Consider the following 24,052-nt stretch of genomic DNA (forward strand, 5'->3'; position numbering starts at 1 on the left):
TTAATTTCTGGGAATACTGATCAGTGCCCTGTCTTCCATCCGTTTAAGGATAACTGCCGCGCCCATTTGCTGGGATACCGCCTCGGCATCAAAAACACCGTCTTTGACATATTTGCCCTTAACATACTGGTTCGAAAAACTCCAGAGGTAAGGTGTGTGAATGCCCTTTTTATTATAACCGAAACCGTTATATCCCTCCAGCTTTTGCAAAATAAACGGCAGGCTCCAATTGGTTACCTTATCATACTTCATCAGTTTAATAGCATCAACAGCACTCTCCTCAAAAGTAAACGGAGGGCCGTGACCTACCTTTGGGCGATTGGCCGGCACCTGTACCGTGTAACCGGTAAGCGGATCGCCGTTGTGCAGGTGTTTTTTGAAACTGAACGAGCACTCCATATAATGTACACAAGCTATAAAATACCAGGGGATAGCTCCGCCGCCGCCAAAAAGGTTCATAAACGAAAACGGATCATTTGGGGTAAACCTCCCGGTGTCAAAAAAATTAGCTCCCAAAAGGCCGGTTGTCATCTGCGGTTTGGTCATGATATCCAAAACGCTTTCGGGTTTGGCATTGGCCGCGGTTGGGTTTAATGATAGCGGTGTGGTGTTATAACGATCAAAAAAAGGGGTATACACCGATGCGAAAAGATTTTTATTTCCGGCAGCCGACGGCGCATTAGTACCAAGGCGTACCAGGTTTGAAATACTTTCGTAACGGGGGCGGTTTACGGTTACCTTTTCATCGATGATCTTATCGACAGCAGCGATTTTTTCCTTTTTAATAACACAGTTATTAAAAAGCTGCACGTATTCCATGGGGGTTGGAACCGACGATTTTTTCACCTTTTTCTTTGTAGTGGGTAAGGCTGGGTTTATTATTCTCTTCTTTCTTTTCATAAGGTTTATAACTGAACCTAAACAAAAGCTGTAAAAAGATACGGAGGAAAATATGTTACTATCTCCTCCGTATCTTTTTAAAAAGACAGTACAAATCAATTGTACTGAGATATTATTTAGGCCAGTCGTTTTCGTGCTCGGCGTTGCCTATTTTCAGCTTACGCGCCGATATCACAAAGCTTAACGACATTGGGTTGTTACCGATAATCGATATCCCCTCGTTATATTGAATTATATAACCATCCTCAAAATTAAGCTCCTTCATTTTGGCATCTTCTTCAGATTTTTTGAAGGTGATAGTGCCGTGAATTGGTTTGTACTGGCTGTTCACCATCGATTCGATAACCGAAGTATCTTCGGTTGATTCAACCTCAACCTGGATAGTACCACCATATACACCTGATGACGGACGGCCTTTTGAGTCAACGTCCCTGTTTAATGAATAGCTGCATTGCAGCACGTCGAATTCTTTCGATCCTAAACTAATTCTTGCTTTGAAAGCCATGATCAATAAAGTTTTAAGTAGATAAATAAATTAAGTGCCCCTTCGGCACAAACTGATAACAAAATCGGCCGGGCTTAGTTTCTACCTGGCCAATCGTTCACGTGCTCGGCGCTTCCCAGTTTCAACTTGCGGGCCGAGATCACAAACTTCAAACTCATGGGAGTTGCGCCTGTAATGTCGATACCTTCAGAATACTTTACGATGTAGCCATCTTCAAAAGACAGCTCTTTCATTTTAGCGTCTTCCTCAGATTTTTTGATCAGCAAAGTGCCGGCAATCGGTTTGTACTGGTTGTTAACCATTGATTCGATAATGGAGGTGTCTTCAGTCGACTCGATCTCGATATCGATAGTACCGCCGTAAATACCTGAGGACGGGCGTCCTTTTGAGTCTACATCGCGGTTTAATGCATAGGAGCAAGTGAGCACATCGTAGTCCTTGCCCGAAAAATTTAATCTTGCTTTGAAAGCCATAATGATAAATTTTAAGAGGTTAATAATTTAAAGTAGATGCTTTGCGCATTACTTTAATAACTACAATGTAATTAATTTATTGTTTGGAGAAAATATTAAATATTTATTTAAATAAGTTTTAACCCAAAAGAATATAATTTTTGGATCCACTTTTTGCTGTACTCATTATCGAGGTTGTAGAGATGCCCGATGGTACTGGTGTGTACGGGCTTGATGCCGCGCTTTTCGAGGGTTAGTTTTTTTACTGCCAGGTAGGTTGGCTTCATATCAACCTGCCAGTCCTGCCAGGCAGCTTCATCCAATATAGAAACCACACGTCCTGACCGGCCATTGAAATTAACCGACGAGCAGCTGATAAAAACCTGGTCGGGCATGAAAACGCGATCAAAAAAACCTTTAATTTTCGAGTTGATCGAATCTTTATAAACCGGGCAAAATATCACCACGTGCGATGCCCATTTTATTGCGTTTACGGCCTGCACAAGGTCGGGTTCGGGCTCGTTATTGCTTAGCGTGAACTGCTTATTGGGATTAAATTTAAGGTCGGCGATGGCTATCTCCTTTACTACAGCTTCGGCGGCCTGGGCCCCGTCTTTATAGGCGTTGATCAATGCCGCTGTGGTTGGTGTTTTGTCAATATCTGCATTAATGATCAATAGCTGCCTCATCAATGCAAACATAAACCATATTTAACAATAAATAAAGTTAGGCCTCCGGTTAAATTAACCTAAAATGCACACAGCGCTGGTTTAACGGTTGAATCTCGCTTTTAAAACCCGCGTCCTAACAGGAGGCACCTACGGAGCCAATATATTGTTTTGCACATATCCGATATCACTCCTGTAGGTGCTTCCTTATTTTAAAAGGGATTCATTACCACTTCACAACGTTGTGTACCGCGATATTACTGCTGTTTATATTCGCTGTTCCAGGTTGGGCTTGCATCCTCACCTTTTTGTCCGTCAAGCTTCACCACAAAGCTTTTAGCCGGGAAATATGGCGTGATATTAATATCAAGGTGAATGCGGTCCTTTTGCTGTTCATCGCGCTCAAACCTGATTATTTTAAAGCGTTCGATAAGCCTGTCGGGCCCCTGGATGTTATCCAAAAACTTCACAATTTGCGAGCGCAAATCCTGCTCTGTTTTTGATGTCCAGTTTTCAAAAGCCCGGCGGTTCAAAAAGTCGAATAATACTTTGGTGATATAATCAAATACCCTCACTACCGAATAGGTTTGCAAACCGATATTATCGCCGTTAAACAAAGTTTTGGCCGAGAATGCCATTACCTTGCCATACTCATTCACCATAGGTACCAGGCCAATGCGCTCCAGGTGCGAGATCTCGCTCTTTTTAAGGTCAAAGCGTACACCATCCACCTCGTTAACCGCGCCATGTTTTTTACCGGCGGTAACCTGCGACATCAGCGTGTAATACATTTTACCGGCCAATGCTGCCGAGCCCGGGATATACAGGTCATCCTCTTCACCCGCTTCGGCAACTTTGCCGCGGCCTACCAGCCAGTTACAGGTCATGATGGTGTTCGATTTAAAGGCATCGCCGCCGGTTAAATTGGCTGATGTAAACAGGTCTATCACATCATCCGGTTGTTCAAGATCCGCAAAATCGGTCACCAGCATTACTTTATTATCATAAGCTATTTTTGACCAGCGTTCAACTACCTTGTTTGAGCCAAGGTAGCCGGGTACAACCAGGATTGAATAATTTTGACGAAGATCCAGCCTGTCATAATTTTGCTTAAGTTCATTTGCAGCATATTCAATAAAGCGTGGGTTATCAAGCTCTTTCAACTGATCGATCGTGGCATTCATTAATACCACATTCTTCAGCTTATCCTGTTCGGTGTTTTTATAAAACAAATGCACTGTGCGGTAAGCCTGTTCCAGCTCGCAGGTGCTTTCCAATACATTGAGTAAATTTTTGTTCAGGTTTTCTTCAACGCTTTGCAGTTTTTCGGCGCTTTTCTGAATAGTATCGCTAACCGATTCGCCGCTTTCCAAAGCTTCTATCCATTGATTAAGCTTCAGCTTAAGCTCTTCGCGCTCCCCTTTCTTCTCATCATCAGTTAAAAAGATCTGTTTACGGGCTTTGCGTTCGGGGTTCAGGTTTTGAAGGCCATCAATAGTAGCTTCCAGCAAATCAAAACCACCAACTTTTGATAGTTTATCTAAACTGGTTGATAAGGATGCCGCGCCGCTTCTTTCTTTTATTTTAAGAGCCTGGTCTGTTGAATTTTCATTCAGGATCTGCTCGTTTGGTGTTGCCATGATCGTGTTGTTAAATGTTTAGGATTAGCTAATTATTGGTCAAGCTCGGTTACTATATTTTTTAACGCCTCAATAAAGGCCTGTTTGGTTTCGGCGTTATCAAGGGTTGACTTCAGCGTTTTGTTGGTTTTCAGCTGCTTCATGATATTGAGGTACATCTCGCGCTGAATATTAAGCTTATGCAGGTATTTGCTTTGTTGTACCAGGTTTTTTGGTGCAAAATCGCCAAGATTATTAAAGTACAGGGTTTCGGTAACATTTGACCCGTTTTCTCTTTCAAGCTCAACACTTACTTTTGGCTTGTAATGAGCAAAAACCTCTTCAACATTTTTAAGTCCTTCAACCTTCTCCGGTCTCAGCGGCTCATTATCAGTTAATTTTTGAATAAACAAAGTTTTATTGGGAGCTATCTCACCAAATGCTTCTGAGGAATCAACTTTTGTTTCGTTTCCCCCTATTTCGTAATTAAACATAGCTTTATTTAATAAATGATAAGTATGAAAGTGTTTATGTTATAATGCAATAACTATAAAATTGTTTTTAACAGTATGTATTTCAGTTAAATTACTTAACTAATGCTCCATAATAATTCAGTATCATCACTTTTTTTATCTATGGCGATAGTATTTCCTTTTTTCAGTTCGCCCGAAATAATATACCGTGATATTGGCCTGCGCAATTGGTTACGGATCACCGCCGATAGCTGCCGGGCACCATATTTGGGTGTAAAACCGCTTAAGGCCAGCATATTTTTTGCTTCGGCACTTAACTGCATGTTTATGCCCATTTTATCGAGCGCCTGCGTAAGGCTTTTGAGCTGGATCTCAAAGATGCGTACTACATTTTCTTCATGTATAGGTGCAAAGGGTACAATTTCTGATAACCGCGCCAAAAACTCCGGCCTGAATTTATTAGCCATCACCTCCATCAATTGGTTTGATGCAGGCATATACCCCCGGCTAATTTGCTCAGATACCCACTCGCTGCCAATGTTTGAGGTAAATAGCACCAGCGCGTTTGAAAAATCGCCTTGCTTGCCCAGCCTGTCGTGCATATGCCCTTCATCCAGGATCTGTAAAAAGATATCAAATACCGATGGGTGTGCCTTTTCAATTTCATCAAACAGCACAACCGAGTAAGGTTGCTGCCTTATTTTGTTTACGAGCAAGCCGCCCTCTTCATACCCTACATAGCCCGGCGGCGCGCCATACAGCAATGCGGCCGAATGTTCCTCCTTAAACTCCGACATATCAAAGCGGATCATCGCTTTTTCGTCATTAAATAAAAACTCGGCTATTGATTTGGCCAGCTCCGTTTTACCGGTGCCTGTTGGGCCAAGCAAAAAGAATGAGCCGATGGGCTGCCCTTTTTTGTTCAGTCCGCTCCGCGATTCGAGTATGGCATCAGATACGGCTTTCAACGCCTGGTCCTGCCCAACAACCCGTTTTTTTAGGAAACTTTCCATGCCCAAAAGCCTTTCTTTCTCCTGCGCCTGGATCTTGCCTAAGGGGATGCCTGTTTTGTAGGAAATAATAGCAGCAATATCATGGTTATTCACCACCTCGGTTTTATTTTGAGCCAATTCCTCAAGCCGGCTCAAATTGCGTTCAAAGTAAGCGATGTATTCATCGGGCGTTTCAAAAGTATCAACCTGGGTTTCATCTTCCAGCTGCCCTAACAATACCGCGCTTATTTTATTGCGATACAGGGTGTAAAGCCATTTGTATGCTCCGATCAAATCGCCTGCATCATCCTGAGCTTTTAATTCGTTCAGTTCGGTGCGGAGTTCGGAAAGGGCTGTATCGGTGGTATCGTTCATTAAACGGATAGCAGCCATGGTACGGTCGAGCAGATCAAAAGCAGAGTCGGGCAGGCGACGGTCTTTCATGTAGCGTTGTGCCAGTCTTACGCATTCTTCGGCAGTATTATCATCTATCTTTAAGTTGTGGTGCTCCTCATATTGGGGCACCAGTTTTTTAAGCATTTTAATAGCTGTAGGCGTATCGGGCTCATTTACCTGCAGCACCTCAAACCGGCGGCTAAATGCCTGTTCGGGCTCAATCACTTTGCGGTATTCGTCGATGGTAGTGGCACCAATCACCGTTATTTCGCCGCGGGCAAGTTCCGGTTTCAGCAGGTTGCCAACACCGCCGCCTATCGGCCCTTTATTATCAAGCAGTGTATGGATCTCATCAATAAACAGTATAGCTTTTTCAAACTGCTTTATCTCGCGCAGGATGTTTTTTAACCGGTCTTCAATTTCTCCTTTGTAAGATGCCCCTGCGATCAATGAACCCAGATCAAGTTCAAAAAGCTGTACATTTTTAAGCGACGCCGGTACCTGTCCGTTTACAATGCTAAGCGCGAACCCGTCAACCAGGGCTGTTTTGCCAACGCCCGCATCGCCGGTGATCATTACATTGGGCTTGGTGCGCCGGCTCAGGATCTCCATCACCATCCGTGTTTCGCGCTCCCGGCCTATGATAGGATCTACCTTACCCTGTTTGGCCAGGCTTGTGCGGTCTACACAGTATTTGAGTAATGCCGTTGTTTGTTTGGGTGCATCGCTGCCGTTTGTGGCCTGCGCAGAGGGATTTACCGCATGGTTAACATCCTCATTACTCAAATAAATATCCAGTAACTCGCGTTCTTTTACCGGGAAGGATTTTAGCTGGTTAGCATCAAAACCCACATTGGGCTTTATTAACGCAATCAACACACAAACGGGCGTAATCAAATCCTGGCCTAATTTTATGCGCACATTATCGGCTTCTTCAAATACCTGCTTTACCTGGTCGTTACCTAACATTTCGTCGGGCACGGTTAACGCGGCCGAATAATCTTCAATGCGCACTTCGGCCCAATCGCTTATGTAAGCCGTGTCCTTCCCGATGGATTGAAGCAGGTTCTTCAACCCCACTTCCTGGTGCATCAAGCCTTTTAAAAGGTGCGCCGGACCGAATTCCTTATGGTGATATTCTTTGGCTAATGACTGCGCTACCCGCACCGCCGTTTTCACCGACTCGCTTAAATTAACTATGTTCATATGCTATTGCAGGTTAGCCTGGGTTATATAATAATAGGTTTTGCCGTTTGACGTAAAGTGTTGGTTGGTAATAGCAGCCTGTTTAATAACATCACTGATATGGATCAAATATTGGATATATGCCTCAAATTGTGCCTGCGGCATATCATCGTTATGTTTAAGATCATTCACCTTTTTATTATAGAAATCTTTTTTGCCGGGTAAGGGTAAACTGGTAACCCGCAGAAAATAATCGGCCAGGGTCATGTCTTTAATATCACCGCCAGATAAGTTAAGCCCTAAATGCTTGGCAGCGATGTCAACATAGTTATCAACCAGCTTTGAGCGGTAATCGGACGCGTCCCGCTGCAGGTTTTCGCCTATCATGAGCGACAGCAGATCTGTCAGCTGCTTATAATCCTGCTCGTTCAATATCAGCAGGTATTGCAGCTGCCCCTTGCTTTCATTTACCAGGTTTCTGGGCGCTTCGGCGCTGAGGTAATATTTGAAAGCGTTATGTGGCATATTGTTTCCCAAATCGGTTGACGGCTGGCCCTGCTGCTGCATAACCAGCGGCTGTACATAACGTTTTTCGCGCCCGGTAAGCCTGAATGCGCTGTCGAGCGTATGGATCTGGTTACGGATATCATAGTCTGTTTCGCGCATCAGGCGTTCAACTGCCAAACTCATGGCCTGGTTTGATTTTACCACTCTCTTGGGCGGAAACACCACAGCGCCCTGGATCAGGCTCTTTTTGGGGTAATCGAGGTAAAAAGAAACCGAATCGGACAGTGATGTATTGAATTGCTGCACGTTGGTAAGGCCTTCTCCATTCACCATGCGCTGTTTTTTATAATCGGCCAGCTTTACCGCAGATTGTGATACAATTTGTCTTGCCTGGATTACAAAATCATTGTAGATAGGGTTGTAATCGCTAAATACCTGGATAGCCAACAAGCGGGCGTTGGCGGCCGCTATCTGACTGGCCACCGTATTAACCCCTACCGAATTACGATCTAAAGCGCCGGTGGCACCAATCAGGATGACCAGGTTGGTTTCGTCCGGATGATTGCCAAACAGGCTTAACCCCGTGCGGATACCGTCAAAAACTGGTTGGGAACTTATCACCGGGGCACAGTTACCTGTTACTGTTGACTGCGATTCGAGGTATTTTACCAGGTTACGATAATCGGCACTAAGCGGGGTTGACTGGATGCCCCCTGTTTGACAGCCGGACGCGTTACGGTAAACTACAGCCCCGTATCTAACCTGGTTACTCCTGGCATGCGCATCAAAAATATCTTCAAATGATTGAATAGTACTGGTAATACCCGAAAAATAATTGCGCATAGGGCTACCGCCATCAACCACAAACACAATGTTAACGTGGTGAACATTGTTGCGGATCTTGAGATAATCCTTATATGCTAAATGCCCGCCTTTGATATTGAGCACACTGTTATGGCTTTTATCATAAACATCGGTTGCGAAGCCGAGGCTAAGATTACCCGAAGCAGATGAGCTTACCGGCATGCTCAATAACAAGGGAGCATTATCGGCCAGTAAGGGGTCAAAAGCAAAATAGCCCGTACCTCCCTTGCTATTATTGGTTTTGAGGGAACTGTTGATATATCTTGCAATAGAATCATTGATCAATGGCTGGTTTTCCCTTGCCGACCCGATATATAGCCTATCGCCCCAGCTATGAACGGCGTCGGCGGCTATCCAGCCATAAACACTGCCAGCTGCATTATCGGCAATTAACTGCGGATCGGACCCTACCAATACTTTTTTCCCGTCGTCAGATTTTTTGTATACATAAACCACGTTGTGCAGTGCCACTTTGGTTTTTTTCTGGCTTTGATCGGGCCCGGCAAAAATGTATGCCGAATCAGTTTTGTCATAATAATAATCGGGCATAGTGAGCGGACCGGCACCACTTATAATGGTGATATATTTTTCGGGATAACCATTTGTGCTGGTAAAAGCAGACTGCCAGGGCAACACCTTTGAAATGCTGATCCATCCGTAACTTTGCGAGCCTTTTTTATTGGTAAGCTTTTTACCTTGTACCATGCCTGCCTGGTACTTAATCAGTTTTATAAACCCGTTTTTTTGTTCACTTACATAAAAAGGTTCCATGAAACTTATTTTTTTCATTACCAGCGTTCCGCCCGGCGAGGTATATGTATAATTTTCGGCCCTGTCCGAAAATACGATCCATGGCAGAGAAGTACGGTCGTCGGTATTGTAAATGCTGGTACGCTCATCAGGTTTTTCAAAAGCTTTGGGCAGTGTTACCACTGTTTTGCCAAGCGATACCGGCGATTGCGCCCGGGCCGCAATTACTATACAGGTTAAAAAAACGAAGCTTAATATATTTTTCATGTTGGTTGATGCAAATAGGTTTTAAAATGGATTATCTGGGCCTCCTTTCGGGAGCGGCAGTGGTTGCATGCTGCCTTACCGAAAGCATGCTTGAACAGTTTGATTTTGGCTTTAGGGTAACCTGTGCTTCGTCAACACTGATGCCTCCTCCAAAAGTTAACCGCATACAGTAGGAGTAAAAATCAGTCCGTTTGCTTTCGCCGTTATCTTCAAGGTTTACGGTAACTTTCTCGTCTCCGCAGAAATATCTCCTAACGAGGTAATAATAATGGCGGTTAAAATCACCGCCGTTGGCTATGGCCTGCAGGTGTGCCCTGATATCATCGATTACACGGCGCTCACTTTCACCAGGGTTTACGATCTGGTTGGCAAATGTTGAATCGGGATTGGTAATACGCATGCGGTGATAGACCGGGCGCCTGCTTTTATCCGTGCTAAGTTTGATAAAATAGGTACCGGGATTGTGAAAGGTGTAGAGTGCAGTTGGTCCTTTAACATCCACCCGGCCGGTTTCCCCAAACGACCATTCAAAAATCCGGGCATTACCCTGCGCCTCAAGCCTTACCTGTTCATTTACAATCCCCTGTGTGGGGCCGTTAATTGTAATCAGGGTATCGGCAGCTATGGTTGGGGTACTATCTTTTACGCTAACCGGGAATTGCTGCGTTAAATTGCCGTCAACGGTAAGCCGTATGATATAGTCGCCTGTTTTTTTAAAGTGGTAGCTCCCGTTTTGTTGAGTTGATTTATCGCCATTGCCAAACTCCCAAAGCCAGCTTTTTGCATTAGCCGTATTATCCGAGTAAACCAGGTGCTCGTTCAGGGCTATCTCATCCTTCAGGATACGGGCGTTGATCACTCTCTTTTCAAACAATGAACTACGCAGCAGGAAAATGATACCAGCAATAACAACTACGCCTGTAAAAATGTATAAAAAGGTGTAGGTGTTCCGGTTAGTATCGACGGGCCTCCCGTCGTTGTAATCGTTTTTCATTTTGCTTAGGTTATATATTGTAGATGTATGATGATGCTTACCGGGCCATGCTCATGTTTTGCTGCAATTGCCGCTGCGCAATGTGGCAGTCATCAACCGATCCTTTTATGTTCCTGATATCGTTATAATTGCCCGTTAGTTCGCGCTTATCATAAAAAAGTGCCTGCAACAGTTTTGAAGCGTGGATAAAGCATTTATACCGCGCATCATATGGGCGGCGGTTGTAATATGACTTTATGGCACCTATTGAACCGCTGATATCATTCTCCAAAAAAACGGCCTGCACGTTGGGGTTAAACTTTACTATTTTATGATACGTTGTATCAACGGTTGGTAACGCTTCGGTAACAAGGCTTTCAAACTGCTCTTCTTCGTTTACCTTTTTAGCAAACTCGCTTTTTGATACTAACCCTTCGTTGCCATAATTATAAAATATAGCCACGCACAATATCACCGACGTCACTAAAAACATCCCCATGAAAAACAAGAATTTTTCTCTCCGTTCTTTTAAACTAAATTTTAACATATGGCTTATTAATGCGGATAGTGATGGTTTAACTGGTTAATTGCCGATTTATTTACCCGGCTACACGACTCTAACTGTGAGCGAAGGCTTTCAATCTGGAAACGAGTGGTAAAAAGCGAATCTTTGATGCTGGCAATGGTTTCAATATCGTTGCTAAGCTTTTTATACAACTCAAAACTTTTAAGCGGGTAAGGGTTACTTTGCAGCCGCTCCCGGATATGCTGATTACTCTCCTGGATATCATTAAGCAGTACCGTTTGGTTATTAAGCTCCTGCGAGTTCATTTTTGCATACTGCGAGAGTTGCTGCATGCGCAGCAGGATCAATTCAAAGCTGTTATTGATATCGGTACGGAGCGCTATCAGCTGATCTGTTTTTTTAACGCGGGCATTTAATAATTCAAGCTCACGGCCCGAGGTTGCAAAAAAGAAGTAAACGATAATGATGGCAAAACCCAGTAATGTAATAAGGTACATCATGAATTTGCGATAAGCCCGGTTTAGGTCGCTATTGTTTACAGGTTTCATCTAATATTATAGTATCGGTTCGGTTTATTTACAGCTAAAAAAGCTGCATTTATAATATTTAGCTCATATTTATTAATTAACCAATAGTGTAATAATTATCAAAAAATCAATACTTTATCAACTATTTGTAACCAATAAAACATATCTACAACTATTTTTGAAAATAAATGTTTATAAAAAGTTAAAATTTAACACAGACGCAATCCAATAATATCATTTATGCTAAACCCGCTTTATTCAAAACCGCTCCGCTTTAGCCATATCAATAATGGCCAGGACCTTGATAAACAAGACCTTGGCGCGTCTATATCGCAATACATCGAACTCATTATTTTTACCCGTTTTGGCGAGCACCGTTACAACCCCGAATTTGGCTGCGAGATCTGGGATATGGATTTTGAACTCATTATGAGTGAGACTATTTGGGAAGAAAAGCTGAGGCAATCGTTGTTGCGTTCTATCAGCAAATTTGAAAACAGGATCTATGATATTGATATCAGCGTGAACATTACCGAGATCAACAAATTTTACCCCTTGCGCAACGTGAGCGAGATAAAAAAGAAAGTAGATATAACCATTAAAGGCAAACTGAACAAAACCGGCGAAACATATTTGTTCAAAACTGCTTTATTCCTAAGCCCGCTATCAGCATAAACCTATGAGCGCTATATTTTATAATTCAAAAGAAGAGATCAGGAACCGCATGCTGAAGAACGCTACCGAGTTTTGGGGCGTTCAAAACGTAAATGATGTTGATCCGCTGGTAAAGCTTTTGATTGAAGCCCTGAGCACCGAGTTGTTCAACTTAAACAACGATGTTAAAAACCTGGAGCATCGCATCCTGAACAAAATATCCAGGATCCTGGCTTCCGACTATTTAACGGCTCCCCTGCCCGCCTATGCCATATTAAAAGGTAAACCCATCGAGGCTTCAGAAATATTGAACATCGGCAATCATTTTTATTTCCGAAAACAATTGGCAGCAGAGGTTGGCAAAACCAGCCCGGAACAACTGGACATTTACTTTACACCGGCAGGCTCTAACTCTGTATTTAATGCAGAAATAAAATACAGCTTCAACGGGGGCAGGCTGCAGGAACATATTGAAAATGGGCAGAAGAATACGTTGCTAAGCGTCCGCACTGGTGCTTTTGGCGAACCTAACACCCTTTGGATAGGCATTGAAACAGCAGTAGCATTGAATACTTTTAAAAATGCAGGAATCTATTTCGACTGGCCTGTTTACATCAGCAATACCGATTTTTACAGCCTGCTGCAGGTAACTAAATTTTATCTGGATGGTTCACAGCTTGATACTGAACCTGGCCTCATTTACGCTGATGAACAAGCCGACGATCAGAAACCTGTTTTTTATGATCAGCATATCATTAACCTTATAACCCGCGACGTCAGGACCTATTACAACAATCATTTTATTTCGCTTACCGATGAGCGGCTAAGCAATATTACCGCCTTCAAAGCAAATTATCCGGTTGAGTTGCTGTCGTTTTTTAACGAGCAGGATTTGAAATCACTTAAGCCCTGCCTGTGGTTCAAGATCGTATTCCCAGCGGCAATCCCGGCAAATGCCATTGATGAACTACAGTTACATTTAAACTGTTTCCCGGTAATGAGCAGGCGGCTTCACCAACAAAAATTCAGGATCAAGGAGATCAGCGATATCATCCCTATAAAACCAGGCGCTTATGATCATTTTTTATCGATCCATGAGCTGCATGACGACAATAACGTTCGGTATAACGAGATCCCGTATAGCCAGGCCGGTATTAATTATGAGGGCAGTTACTCCATCAGGAATGGCGGCGCCGAGCGTTTTGATGCACGTAACGCCAGGCAAACTATCGAATATTTGTTTGAGTTGCTTCGCGACGAAAAAGCGGCCTTTGCTGCATACGGAAGCGACTTTTTAACAACGGCCTTAAAAACACTGGAGCAAAATATCTCCATTATCGAAAAAAAGTCCAAAAGTTCAAAAGATCATCATGAACTGGTAAATTACCTGGTACTAAAACCGGCAAACAAAGCAGCCATGTTATACCTCAGTTTTTGGACAACCCTCGCCGATAATGCCAACAATATCCGCAAAGGGTCAAAGCTGCAACAGGCGGAAACCATTAAACTTAAGCCGGATAGTTTAAGGCTCCTTACCACGACCACTGGCGGCCGAAACAGCCTTGGAGCTTCCGAGCGGATCCAGGCCTATAAATACGGCCTCACCACTAAAGACCGCATAGTTACCCTTGCCGATCTAACAAGTTTCTGCAGATATGAGCTTGGAGCAAAAATAAAAAACATCCGCGTAAGCAAAGGGGTAAGTATCTCAGCCAATCCCAAAGAAGGTTTTATTAAAACAACCGATATTTATATAACCCCGGCCGATCATGAACTTTCGGCACCGGAATGGGCCACGCTGCTTGAGCTGCTAAAATCAAAGCTGCAAAGCCGGAGCGTAATGGATGTTAATTATAGGGTGTTTGCGGAGTAAGATATACATATTGTTACCGTCATCGCCCTTGTGTTCTTTTGTTATTAAGCGACGGGCCCTGCAAATAGGGCAGAATCACGGGCTGCATTATTTTGTCCCGCTTGCCCACCCTGCTCTATCGCGACATCGTAAATAACCAATAAAGCGGGATGATTTTTAAATAACCCGCTTTTTGCGTTTTATAGAAAATCTTACAACGCCTTCTCTTTCGGCACAAAATCATTCATCACCGCCTCGCGGATTAATGCCGGCGGCAGGATCCCTTGCGACAGGATGAAATCATGGAAATGCAAAGCGTTGAATTTGTTGCCTAACGCAGCCTCGGTATCTTTGCGCAGGGCAATCATTTTGGTAAAACCATAAAAATAGCTATTGGCCTGGCCGGGAGCGTTAATGGTATAACGCTCAACTTCCTGGCGGGCAAAGGCACGCGATTGTACTACATCGTTCATCAATACATCAAGCGCCTGTTGCTGGGTTATCTTACCAGCCTGCAATTCAGGATCAAGGAAGGCGCGCGCGGCCCTGAGCAAGCGATAATCTAACGATACCAACTGTCCTTCTAAAGGCATGTAAGGGCGGGTAATATATTCGGAATATAAGCCCCAGCCTTCCACATTAGTTGAGTTAAATGCGTACAGGGCGCGTGCCTGTGATACCCCTTCTTCTACCATTTTATCAAACTGTAATTCGTGGCCGGGTCTTGCTTCGTGGGCTATGATGGTCCACGAGGCGGCATCAAAAGTAAAGTCATCGTACTTGTCTGTAGCTTTTTCGCCGGGTGATGCGGGCATGTTTAATGGCAGCACAAAAACACCTCGCTGGCCAGTATTGTTCAGGAACGGCGGTGGCACCATATGCGGGGCGGGGCTCTGCGCGGTTTCGGCGGCTGTAGCTAAACGGATAATAGCCGGGCGGTTTGGCAGCGTTACCAGTTGATGATCGCGAATGATGCCTTCAATATCTTTTAAATGCTGCTCGTACAGCGGAATAATAGAATCTCCGTGGATTTGCTCTTTTTTAAGTTCACGAATTACAGCCCGATAGTCATCTGATGGCAGGCCACGTTTTTTGGCTATCTGCCCGGCAATAGGCTTCATCTCGTCCTGGATCTGGTTGAACAGGGCATGTGCCATTTCAGCTACTTTCGCAGGGGGAATATCTATACCATAAGCTTCGAGGTTCATAGCATACTCTTCGGGTGGGAGCCTGAAGTCTGTACGGGCTTTTACCAGTACATTTGCTTTTACCCATTTGTCATAATCTTCCAGTTGTTTTTTCAGGGTTGCATAGGGTTGTTCCCATCCGGTCACCTTGTATTTGGTACAAAGCTCGGCGATGCCGCTTACGATACTCGCATTGCGCGATAGATCGGTTTCCATGCGTTGCTTTGACGGATAGATCATGTTTTTGCCGTCCATCTGGTGCTGCAGACGTTCCCTGTAAATGGTTGTCAATGGTTTATAACCTTTTTCCAGTCCTGCATATTTACGGATACGCATTACCGCTGCCTGGCGACGGGCTTCGGGGGTTTGATCGTCAAGCAGTGTTTCCAGTCCGCTATAAATGGTTGAGGACGCATTTAAAAAAGGGACCTGGCGGCTCAACTCAAAGTCCTGCTGGCGAAAACCCAGTTTGAGGTGGGTTATAATGATATTGATATCCTGTTGAATAAAAGTATTTTTTTCAGTCTTAAGGGCTTCGGTAAGTTTAGCGACAACGGCCTCTTCATCCTTGCGTTCGGCCATGATGTTTTGGAGGGTTGGTACAGCGATGTCGCTGTCATACTCGGCCAGGCCTTGTGATGATCCGTATTCGGGCGAGTATTTTTTATCCAGATCGATGATGGTTTTGGTATACTCATTTGACTTGGTCACCCAGGCTTTTGTTTCGGCCGATTGCTGCGCCCGGGCATTAATGCCGATACCAGTCAATAGCACTAACAAACCGGTGCTTTTAAGTAGATTTTTGTTCATGGTCAATTTAAATTATGAATGGCAAGTTACTTAATTTGACCGTTGATATTTTTGATTACGTTGATTTCGCTGATAATAGCACATTTTGACTTTTTCGGCATTGTTGGCGACGACATCAACAACGGCACAACGATATACGTTAAATGAAACAGCCTGTCTTTTCGTAGCGAAAAGACAGGCTGTACAACAGATCAACGCAATAAGCGTAATCAATCAAAAAAATCAACGGTTAAAAGCGGTACCCTAAAGTAAGGAATGCATTGTTGTTAGTTTTTTTCAAATCGGCGAAAGGACTGGTTGTACCTACTTCATAAGGGAAAATGGTTTGTTTGCCGGTTACCCTGGCGTAAGTAGCGTCAACAAAATAAGCACCAAAATGAAAGCCTATACCGCCGCTAACTGTTTTAATATCACTGCCAAGGTCTTTCATCGGGTTACCCTGCTGGCTGTAACCGCCGCGCAGATAAACGAGGCTGTTCACGTTTACTTCGGCGCCCACATGAAGGTTCACTGTTGAGCGGTAAAGTGATTTGATATCACTGTTGTCACCATCGGCAGTATAACTGTCGTTACTGCTTAAATGGGTAGTGGTATAATCGATATATTCAACATCGCCGCTTATGAAACCATATTTGCCTATGAAAACAGACGCGCCACCTGCTAATTTTAACGGCGTACGCAGATTGTAGCTTAGCTGATATGGTTCGGATTCGTTTTGATGACTCTTGCCACCTGTGTATTGCGTGGCAACCCCTTCGGAATATGAATCATCAATATTATAAAACGTTGGTGAGGTAAATACAAAGCCCAGGCGTAAAGCTTGTATAGGTTTATAAATAATACCTAATTTGGCGTTAAAGCCCGAGCCTTTGGTGCTTTGGTCTTGCGCGAAAGTGGATGAAAAGTCGGTAGGGTTGCCGCCATTGGTTATAATGGCGTTGCCATTTTCGGTAAACCTGGCATGCGAATTATACCTGATATCAGTAATAGCCAATCCCAAACCTATATAAAGCTTATTGCTGTAATTGGCGCCAAACGAAAGGTTAAACTCCGACTGGCCGCCGGTACGGGTAATCCCCGCCAATTGCCTTACCGGAACATTCACTGTGCTTGCATACGAATTTGGGTCAGTTGCAGGGCCAAAATTATCGATCAGGACATGATCATATGCCCAGCCATCGAGCCCACTAGGGTTAACACTGCCATATTGAGACACTTCGCGCTTGGCGATACCGGCATAGTAATCAGAAATAGAACTGGTTTGGTTTGTACCGCCGTAAGCAACGTTTTCATAAAAGTTATTGGTACGGCTGTAGCCCGCGCCATAATTGATACTTAGCCAGCCTTTGCTTTTGTCGCGCCCACGGGTAGTTAGCTGCTGATAAAATACGATGGCAGCGTTGCTCATATTCACATCATTACGGTTGGCGCTTCCTGCCTGCCCAAAAAAGCTGGAGCTTATTTTGGAGTTATCATACTCAGGGGTAATACTAACCTCCGAGTGTGTAAAAAAGCCTAAGCCGGCAGGATTGCCGCTAACGGAGCTTAAATCGCCGCCTACGGCTGTGCCGGCGTTGCCAATAGCTTTGATACGTGAGGTTGACCCGGTTTGAAAGGTTGAAAACCTGATGGCATCCTGTGAGTATTGTGCAAAACTATCTTTAGTAATTGCTACTATAGCAATTATGCTTAGTAAATACTTGATTTTCATAAAATTCAGGTAAATAAAATATAAGATTTAGGTTTATGGTCTTGATGGTCTGCCGCCACCGCCGCCACTGCTGCTGCCTGTGCTGCGTGAACTGCCGCCGCTTGAGCTTGGTGATGGCGTATAGGATGGTTGCTGCGATGTACGTTCAACCTGTGGCTGTCTGTAAACCGGCTGTGCATCACGGGTAGGCGCCGCGTCCGTACGGGCCGGGCGTGCATAGCGGGTGCCATTGTTATTATTATAACTGTTATTTCCGCTATTGCTGCTGCCGTTACTGTAAGTGTTCGTTCTGCTGCCCAATGGTCTGTTACGACCTCCGGGAATGTAGCCTATACCGGAAGTGGCACTGCTGACAGGGCGACGCCCGCTGCCTGCAAAAGGATTGCCATTACCACGATAAGGACGCGCTGTACCTGACGAGGCATAGCCTCCACCATAGTAACCGCCATATCCGCCGTATCCGTAACCGCCGCCGTAATAACCGCCGTATCCACCATATCCGTAGCCTAAGCCCCAGCCACCATAATAACCGCCGTATCCATAACCTAATCCTAAGCCAAGGCCGCCGTAGTAGCCTCCATAACCCAATCCCCAGCCGTTGTAATAACCAGCACCGCCATAATATCCTAAACCACCATAGCTCAATCCATAGTTGTAGTAAGGATAGTTATTGTACGCCGAATAAAAGTCGTCATAATAGCCGAAAGGAGAAAAGTAACTGAAACGGTTTATACGTGCCGAATAATCATCGTAGTAAAAGTAATCATCGTCGTCATCGCTATATCCATCCTCTGCAACCGGGGTTTGGTTGTAAGCCGGCTGTTGTGCATAAACAGGTTCATCGCCCGCTCGTGCATCAGAAAAATAAACGTTGTCATTACTTTGGTTTGATGCAAGCTTGGTTGTAGAGCAGGAACTCAATGCCATGGCACCGATAATAAACATTCCTATCGCGATGTTCCGTTTCATATACAGGTAAGTAAAAAGTGCAAGGTCAAATAAGTTTTAAATTTATAAATTTGGCAGCAATATACAACAATTACACAAGTCCAAATTCTATCCAATCAATATGAGCAAAGGTGTTATTAGTAAAGACGAAGATTATTCGCAATGGTTTAACGACTTAGTAATTAAATCTGACATGGCCGAGTATTCGCCGGTTAGAGGCTGTATGATCATTAAACCGTACGGTTATTCGATATGGGAAAAGATCCAGGCAGTGCTTGACGAGATGTTTAAAGACACCGGCCACAGTAATGCTTATTTCCCGCTTTTAATACCTAAGTCATTCTTTAGTAAAGAAGCCAGCCATGTTGACGGTTTTGCCAAAGAATGTGCTGTTGTAACCCATTACCGCCTCAAAAATGATGGCGAAGGAAATATTATTGTTGACGAGGAAGCCAAGCTTGAAGAGGAGCTCATCATCCGTCCGACATCAGAGACTATTATCTGGAACACTTACAAGGGTTGGATCCAATCATACCGCGACCTGCCTATCCTGGTTAACCAGTGGGCCAACGTAATGCGCTGGGAAATGCGTACCCGTTTGTTTTTACGCACCAGCGAATTTTTATGGCAGGAAGGCCACACCGCGCATGCAACAGCGGAAGAAGCGGTGGCTGAAACAGAGCAAATGCTTAATGTATACGCCGATTTTGCCGAAAACTGGATGGCTTTGCCGGTAGTAAAAGGCCGTAAAACCGCTAATGAGCGTTTTGCCGGTGCTTTGGATACTTATTGCATTGAGGCGCTGATGCAAGATGGTAAAGCTTTACAAGCCGGTACATCGCACTTTTTAGGGCAGAACTTTGCCAAAGCTTTTGATGTAAAGTTCACCAACAAAGAGAATAAAATTGAACACGTTTGGGCCACTTCATGGGGCGTTTCAACCCGTTTAATTGGGGCATTGATCATGGCTCACAGCGATGACGCAGGCCTTGTATTGCCTCCGAAACTTGCACCAATTCAGGTTGTAGTTGTGCCTATCTATAAACACCAGGAAGAGCTGGATAATATCAGCGCCTATGTTAACTCGTTAAAAAAGGAACTTAAGGCTAAAGGTATTTCGGTTAAGTTTGATAACCGCGATACTCATCGCCCGGGAGCTAAATTTGCTGAATACGAACTGAAAGGTGTTCCATTACGCGTAGCCATAGGCAGCCGTGATATGCAGAACGGAACAGTTGAACTGGCCCGCCGTGATACCAAAACAAAAGAAACAACCACACAGGAAGGCCTTTCCGGTAAAATAGAAAGCCTGCTCGAGGAGATCCAAAATAACATCTACAAAAAAGCGTTCGATTTCCGGGCTGAAAATACCACCGAAGTTGATACCTGGGATGAATTTAAACGTATGCTCGATGAACAACCCGGCTTTATCAGTGCACACTGGGACGGCACATCCGAAACCGAACAAAAAATAAAAGAGGAAACTAAGGCGACAATCCGTTGCATACCTTTGGATAATAAACAGGAAGAAGGTAAATGTATTTTGACAGGTAAGCCATCGACGCAGCGGGTGTTATTTGCGAGGGCGTATTAATTTTGTAAAGTCCATAGTTCGTGGTCGATAGTCCATAGCTATGAATAATTGTTTTTTTACTACTATGGTCCATGAACTATCGGCTATGGACCGTGCTTACAGCACCACTCATGAAATTCGCAACTAAAGCAATACACGCAGGGCAGGAGCCCGATCCAACTACCGGCGCTATCATGACGCCGATATATCAAACATCAACCTACTGGCAAAAATCGCCGGGAGATAATAAGGGTTATGAGTACTCGCGTGGTACCAACCCTACCCGTAAAGCGCTGGAAGATTGTTTGGCTGCTTTGGAAAACGCAAAGTTTGGCCTGGCGTTTTCGAGCGGTATGGGCGCTACTGATGCGGTGATGAAACTGCTTGCGCTCGGCGATGAGGTTATTACCGGTAATGACCTTTACGGAGGTTCGTACCGGATATTCACTAAGATCTTTGCCAATTACGGTATCAAGTTCCATTTTTTGGATCTGTCTGATCCGGAGCTTGTACGTACCCATGTAAATGATAAAACCAAATTAGTTTGGATTGAAACGCCTACCAATCCTACTATGCGGATTGTAGATGTGGAAGCAATTGGCAAGATCACTAAAGAGAAGAATTTACTTTTTGTGGTAGATAACACATTTGCATCACCATACCTGCAAAACCCAATTGATTTGTGTGCTGATATTGTAATGCATTCGGTAACCAAATACATAGGTGGCCACAGCGATGTGGTGATGGGTGCACTGATGCTGAACGATGAAGAACTTTATAAAAAGCTATGGTTCATCTACAATGCCTGCGGTGCTACACCAGGACCTATGGATAGCTTTTTAGTTTTGCGTGGTATCAAAACCCTGCACCTGCGCATGAAAGCCCATTGCGAAAATGGAAGGCAGATAGCCGAATTTTTGAAAGATCATCCTAAAGTTGAAAAGATCTACTGGCCGGGCTTTACCGATCATCCTAACCATGATATCGCTAAAAAACAAATGCGCGATTTTGGTGGCATGATCAGCATTGTATTGAAAGACGCCGATTTGCAGGAGACTTTCCGCATTGCATCGTCATTTAAAGTATTTTCATTGGCCGAGTCATTAGGAGGAGTTGAATCATTGATCAATCACCCGGTAAGCATGACCCACGGCTCAATTCCTAAAGCCGAACGTGAAAAAGCAGGCGTAGTTGATAACCTGCTGCGCCTGAGCGTAGGTGTAGAAGATATCGAAGATTTGCTGGAGGATATTAAGCAAGCTTTAAGTTAAGCTTTATATTAAAAAATACGCGTCATTGCGAGGTACGAAGCAATCCCCGACAGGCAGAGCCGCTCTGTATAGTTTGGGATTGCTTCGTACCTCGCAATGGCGTTTTTGTAAATACTCATGACAGAAAATCTCAAAGCGTTCCTCGACGCGAAAGTTGCCCAATACAACCGCCCCGAATTTATTGAGAATGATCCGGTAACCATCCCGCACATGTTTAGCCAAAAGCAGGATATCGAGATCATGGGTTTCTGGGCTGCCACACTGGCCTGGGGACAGCGGGTTACCATTATCAAAAAATGCAAAGAACTTATTACGTTGATGGATGGCGCGCCTTACGATTTCATCATCAATCATGAAGAGCCTGATCTGAAAAAGCTGTTAAAGTTCAAGCACCGCACTTTTAATGATGTGGATACTTTATATTTCATCGCTTTTTTTCGGCAGCATTATGAACGGTTTGAATCGTTGGAGGATGCGTTTATACCCCCCACCCCCCTGAAGGGGGAGGGAAAGGTTCAAGCGATTGAGGGTGCTTTAAATCATTTTCGCTCATACTTTTTTTCTTTGCCCGATTTTCCACATCGTACTAAAAAACATGTATCATCACCATCGCAAAAATCAACCTGCAAACGGCTGAATATGTTTTTACGCTGGATGGTGCGGAAGGACGATAACGGCGTTGATTTTGGCATCTGGAACCGCATCAAACCGACCGATCTGATCTGCCCGCTTGATTTGCATGTTGACAGGGTATCGCGCAAACTCAATCTTATCACCCGAAAACAAACCGATTGGCAAACGGCCGTTGAACTGACCGAAAGACTCCGCGGGTTCGATCCTAACGATCCGGTTAAATATGATTTTGCCTTGTTTGGTTTGGGGATAGAAGAACGCTGGGGCGTACAGTTTTAAAATATTAGCATTCTACTTACCCAAAACTACAATACCTGGTTTAGGGGCATCAACAAGTTCTGTGCGCACCAATGTACCGTTATTGAAATAATAATAATGATATGATAGTGGTTTTGATTGTGCATCTGCAGAAGCTATTCGCCTGTAAACTGCATGCTGTGAGGTTTCTTCAACTAACTCCAGGTTATACTTTTCTGAATTTTTAAATTCGCTTTCACTCATCCCTATGGTATAGTGTTTTACACTACAACTGGAGAATACCAGTAGAATTGACAGAATAATGAGCGTGTTTTTTAGAGCAGACATGTGACTTAGTTTATTTTTCTTGTGTTACAGGTATGACTCACACGAGAAACAAAGGTTTATTCACTATCTGTTGTTTTTTGCCATTAAGCCTCTTCTTTAAAATAAACCTTATAATAGTTCATCGCCCGGCCGTCGTCAAAACCTTTTTCAATCAGTTCTTTATCGCCATGAATATAAATATGGAAGTTTTTATCAAGTTTTAACACGCTTTTATAAACACGTGCCTGCTTCTTTACGGCATTTTCTGATATTACAAAATTATCGGCAATTGGGCTGTCAAACTCCTGCTCGTACTGGTTTTTGAAGTTTTTGAATGATTCGATGGCCTGTTCATTACCGATCACTTCGTTCGAAAACTCCTCCATATCAAAGGTTTCCTTTTCTTTAAAATACTTCATGGAGCGGTTTAGCAGGTCGATCTTGTCGGCCTTGCTCATCTCAAATTCTTCATCGATTTTTTCGGTGATGAAGTTTTTGTAAATGCCCAGGGTATTGTTGGTTTGATTGAAGCTGTCGTTGCGGATCTTTAATTGCAGGAAATCATCCTTCCAAAATCGCGCCGCTTCCTGTCCGCCGTTGGTTTTATCAACCACAACAACCTTGTAGCCGTTCTCTTTTTCGATATTGAAGATTAGTACACCTTTATCCAGTTTATTAATATTGATGGCATCCTGCTCATAATCAACCTGGAAACCGCCTTTGTCCGGGTAAACTTTAAGGTAAGTTTCCTTGTTTTCCGACTTGAAGATACCGATGGCATCCAGTGGGTTGCCTTCAATTTGCACTTTATTAAAGTAAACCACATAAAGCTCGCCGCCTTTAATGTTAGGGTGATTGGTAACCTTGTACAAATGCTTCGCTATTTTCTCAGATGCCTCATGAAACTTAGTGTTGTCATCAAATACCTGTGTGGCAAAGTGGTGCAGCTCGTTTAGTTCCAGGTCGCCACTGCTGTGCATCAGGTGATAAACCTCGTTAGCCTTTTCAAAAGGTTTCAGAAAATACTGCATAAGCAGGTTGGGAATAATCTCATCCTTCAATTCTAACGGCTGTTCGGAAAGGGCATACATCTCTTCCTGCGACTGATTACCAACATGATGTACCGAAATAGTATCGAGCGAAGCTTCAAAAAAAGTTACCATAATTGCCTGCGAAGGTAAAGATTTTAGTTAATGGTTCATGGATCATAGTTCATGGTGTGCCCGCGTTTTTCATGTTCAAGTC

21 protein-coding genes are annotated in these 24,052 nt (G+C 43.9%); 5 read left to right on the forward strand and 16 right to left on the reverse strand.

Annotated features, from left to right (window positions below; all coding sequences use genetic code 11):
- From BLS28_RS21885 to BLS28_RS21935, 11 genes are all read right to left on the reverse strand, one after another.
- Positions 1 to 900: a hypothetical protein gene (locus BLS28_RS21885; RefSeq protein WP_091172370.1), complete on the reverse strand. Its 900-nt coding sequence runs from the start codon at positions 898 to 900 to the stop codon at positions 1 to 3.
- A gap of 112 nt (positions 901 to 1,012) precedes the next feature.
- A complete protein-coding gene (tssD, locus tag BLS28_RS21890) occupies positions 1,013 to 1,405 on the reverse strand; it encodes a type VI secretion system tube protein TssD (protein WP_090531686.1) in 393 nt (130 codons plus the stop codon).
- Between the two features lie 74 nt (positions 1,406 to 1,479).
- A complete protein-coding gene (tssD, locus tag BLS28_RS21895) occupies positions 1,480 to 1,878 on the reverse strand; it encodes a type VI secretion system tube protein TssD (RefSeq protein WP_091172372.1) in 399 nt (132 codons plus the stop codon).
- A gap of 107 nt (positions 1,879 to 1,985) precedes the next feature.
- Positions 1,986 to 2,558, reverse strand: coding sequence for an NAD(P)H-dependent oxidoreductase (locus tag BLS28_RS21900; protein WP_091172373.1), 573 nt, complete (start codon positions 2,556 to 2,558; stop codon positions 1,986 to 1,988).
- A 224-nt stretch (positions 2,559 to 2,782) separates the two neighbouring features.
- The gene (locus BLS28_RS21905; RefSeq protein WP_091172375.1) at positions 2,783 to 4,165 is read right to left on the reverse strand and encodes a DUF5458 family protein; all 1,383 of its coding nucleotides are present in this window, start codon (positions 4,163 to 4,165) and stop codon (positions 2,783 to 2,785) included.
- A 32-nt stretch (positions 4,166 to 4,197) separates the two neighbouring features.
- Positions 4,198 to 4,638: a type VI secretion system contractile sheath small subunit gene (locus BLS28_RS21910; RefSeq protein ID WP_091172377.1), complete on the reverse strand. Its 441-nt coding sequence runs from the start codon at positions 4,636 to 4,638 to the stop codon at positions 4,198 to 4,200.
- Positions 4,639 to 4,733: 95 nt separating this feature from the next.
- A complete protein-coding gene (locus BLS28_RS21915) occupies positions 4,734 to 7,211 on the reverse strand; it encodes an ATP-dependent Clp protease ATP-binding subunit (protein ID WP_091172380.1) in 2,478 nt (825 codons plus the stop codon).
- A gap of 3 nt (positions 7,212 to 7,214) precedes the next feature.
- A complete protein-coding gene (gene tssR, locus BLS28_RS21920; protein ID WP_091172382.1) occupies positions 7,215 to 9,578 on the reverse strand; it encodes a type VI secretion system protein TssR domain-containing protein in 2,364 nt (787 codons plus the stop codon).
- Positions 9,579 to 9,609: 31 nt separating this feature from the next.
- Entirely contained in the window at positions 9,610 to 10,572 is a 963-nt protein-coding gene (locus tag BLS28_RS21925) for a PKD domain-containing protein (protein ID WP_091172384.1), read from the reverse strand.
- Between the two features lie 37 nt (positions 10,573 to 10,609).
- Positions 10,610 to 11,098: a type VI secretion system transmembrane protein TssO gene (locus BLS28_RS21930; RefSeq protein WP_143020843.1), complete on the reverse strand. Its 489-nt coding sequence runs from the start codon at positions 11,096 to 11,098 to the stop codon at positions 10,610 to 10,612.
- Positions 11,099 to 11,106: 8 nt separating this feature from the next.
- Positions 11,107 to 11,625: a type VI secretion system TssO gene (locus tag BLS28_RS21935; protein ID WP_091172388.1), complete on the reverse strand. Its 519-nt coding sequence runs from the start codon at positions 11,623 to 11,625 to the stop codon at positions 11,107 to 11,109.
- 219 nt (positions 11,626 to 11,844) lie between these two features.
- Here BLS28_RS21935 and BLS28_RS21940 point away from each other — a divergent pair, with 219 nt between their 5' ends.
- On the forward strand, positions 11,845 to 12,279 hold the full coding sequence (locus tag BLS28_RS21940) for a GPW/gp25 family protein (RefSeq protein WP_091172390.1): 435 nt from the start codon (positions 11,845 to 11,847) through the stop codon (positions 12,277 to 12,279).
- Between the two features lie 4 nt (positions 12,280 to 12,283).
- Complete coding sequence (locus tag BLS28_RS21945) at positions 12,284 to 14,131, forward strand: type VI secretion system baseplate subunit TssF (protein ID WP_091172392.1); 1,848 nt, start codon at positions 12,284 to 12,286, stop codon at positions 14,129 to 14,131.
- Between the two features lie 191 nt (positions 14,132 to 14,322).
- Here the strand turns inward: BLS28_RS21945 and BLS28_RS21950 are convergent, their stop codons facing one another.
- From BLS28_RS21950 to BLS28_RS30990, 3 genes are all read right to left on the reverse strand, one after another.
- Positions 14,323 to 16,107: a DUF885 domain-containing protein gene (locus tag BLS28_RS21950; RefSeq protein WP_091172394.1), complete on the reverse strand. Its 1,785-nt coding sequence runs from the start codon at positions 16,105 to 16,107 to the stop codon at positions 14,323 to 14,325.
- A 229-nt stretch (positions 16,108 to 16,336) separates the two neighbouring features.
- On the reverse strand, positions 16,337 to 17,818 hold the full coding sequence (locus BLS28_RS21955) for an OmpP1/FadL family transporter (RefSeq protein ID WP_091172396.1): 1,482 nt from the start codon (positions 17,816 to 17,818) through the stop codon (positions 16,337 to 16,339).
- A gap of 33 nt (positions 17,819 to 17,851) precedes the next feature.
- Positions 17,852 to 18,787 (reverse strand): hypothetical protein, encoded by a 936-nt coding sequence (locus BLS28_RS30990; protein WP_175490052.1) that lies wholly within the window; start codon positions 18,785 to 18,787, stop codon positions 17,852 to 17,854.
- A 100-nt stretch (positions 18,788 to 18,887) separates the two neighbouring features.
- On the opposite strand from BLS28_RS30990, the gene proS reads away from it, so the two are divergent.
- From proS to BLS28_RS21975, 3 genes are all read left to right on the forward strand, one after another.
- Positions 18,888 to 20,360 carry a proline--tRNA ligase gene (proS, locus tag BLS28_RS21965; protein ID WP_091172399.1) on the forward strand — a complete coding sequence of 491 codons (1,473 nt, stop codon included), beginning with the start codon at positions 18,888 to 18,890 and terminating at the stop codon, positions 20,358 to 20,360.
- A gap of 110 nt (positions 20,361 to 20,470) precedes the next feature.
- A complete protein-coding gene (locus BLS28_RS21970; protein WP_091172667.1) occupies positions 20,471 to 21,610 on the forward strand; it encodes a cystathionine gamma-synthase in 1,140 nt (379 codons plus the stop codon).
- A 117-nt stretch (positions 21,611 to 21,727) separates the two neighbouring features.
- Positions 21,728 to 22,522, forward strand: coding sequence for a TIGR02757 family protein (locus tag BLS28_RS21975; protein WP_176844537.1), 795 nt, complete (start codon positions 21,728 to 21,730; stop codon positions 22,520 to 22,522).
- A 12-nt stretch (positions 22,523 to 22,534) separates the two neighbouring features.
- Here the strand turns inward: BLS28_RS21975 and BLS28_RS21980 are convergent, their stop codons facing one another.
- Entirely contained in the window at positions 22,535 to 22,828 is a 294-nt protein-coding gene (locus BLS28_RS21980) for a hypothetical protein (RefSeq protein WP_143020844.1), read from the reverse strand.
- An 83-nt stretch (positions 22,829 to 22,911) separates the two neighbouring features.
- Positions 22,912 to 23,970, reverse strand: a complete 1,059-nt coding sequence (locus tag BLS28_RS21985) for a nucleoid-associated protein (RefSeq protein WP_091172404.1) — start codon at positions 23,968 to 23,970, stop codon at positions 22,912 to 22,914.
- Positions 23,971 to 24,052: the final 82 nt, after the last annotated feature.

The organism is Mucilaginibacter gossypii (assembly GCF_900100945.1).
GTDB classification, from domain to species: Bacteria; Bacteroidota; Bacteroidia; order Sphingobacteriales; family Sphingobacteriaceae; genus Mucilaginibacter; species Mucilaginibacter gossypii.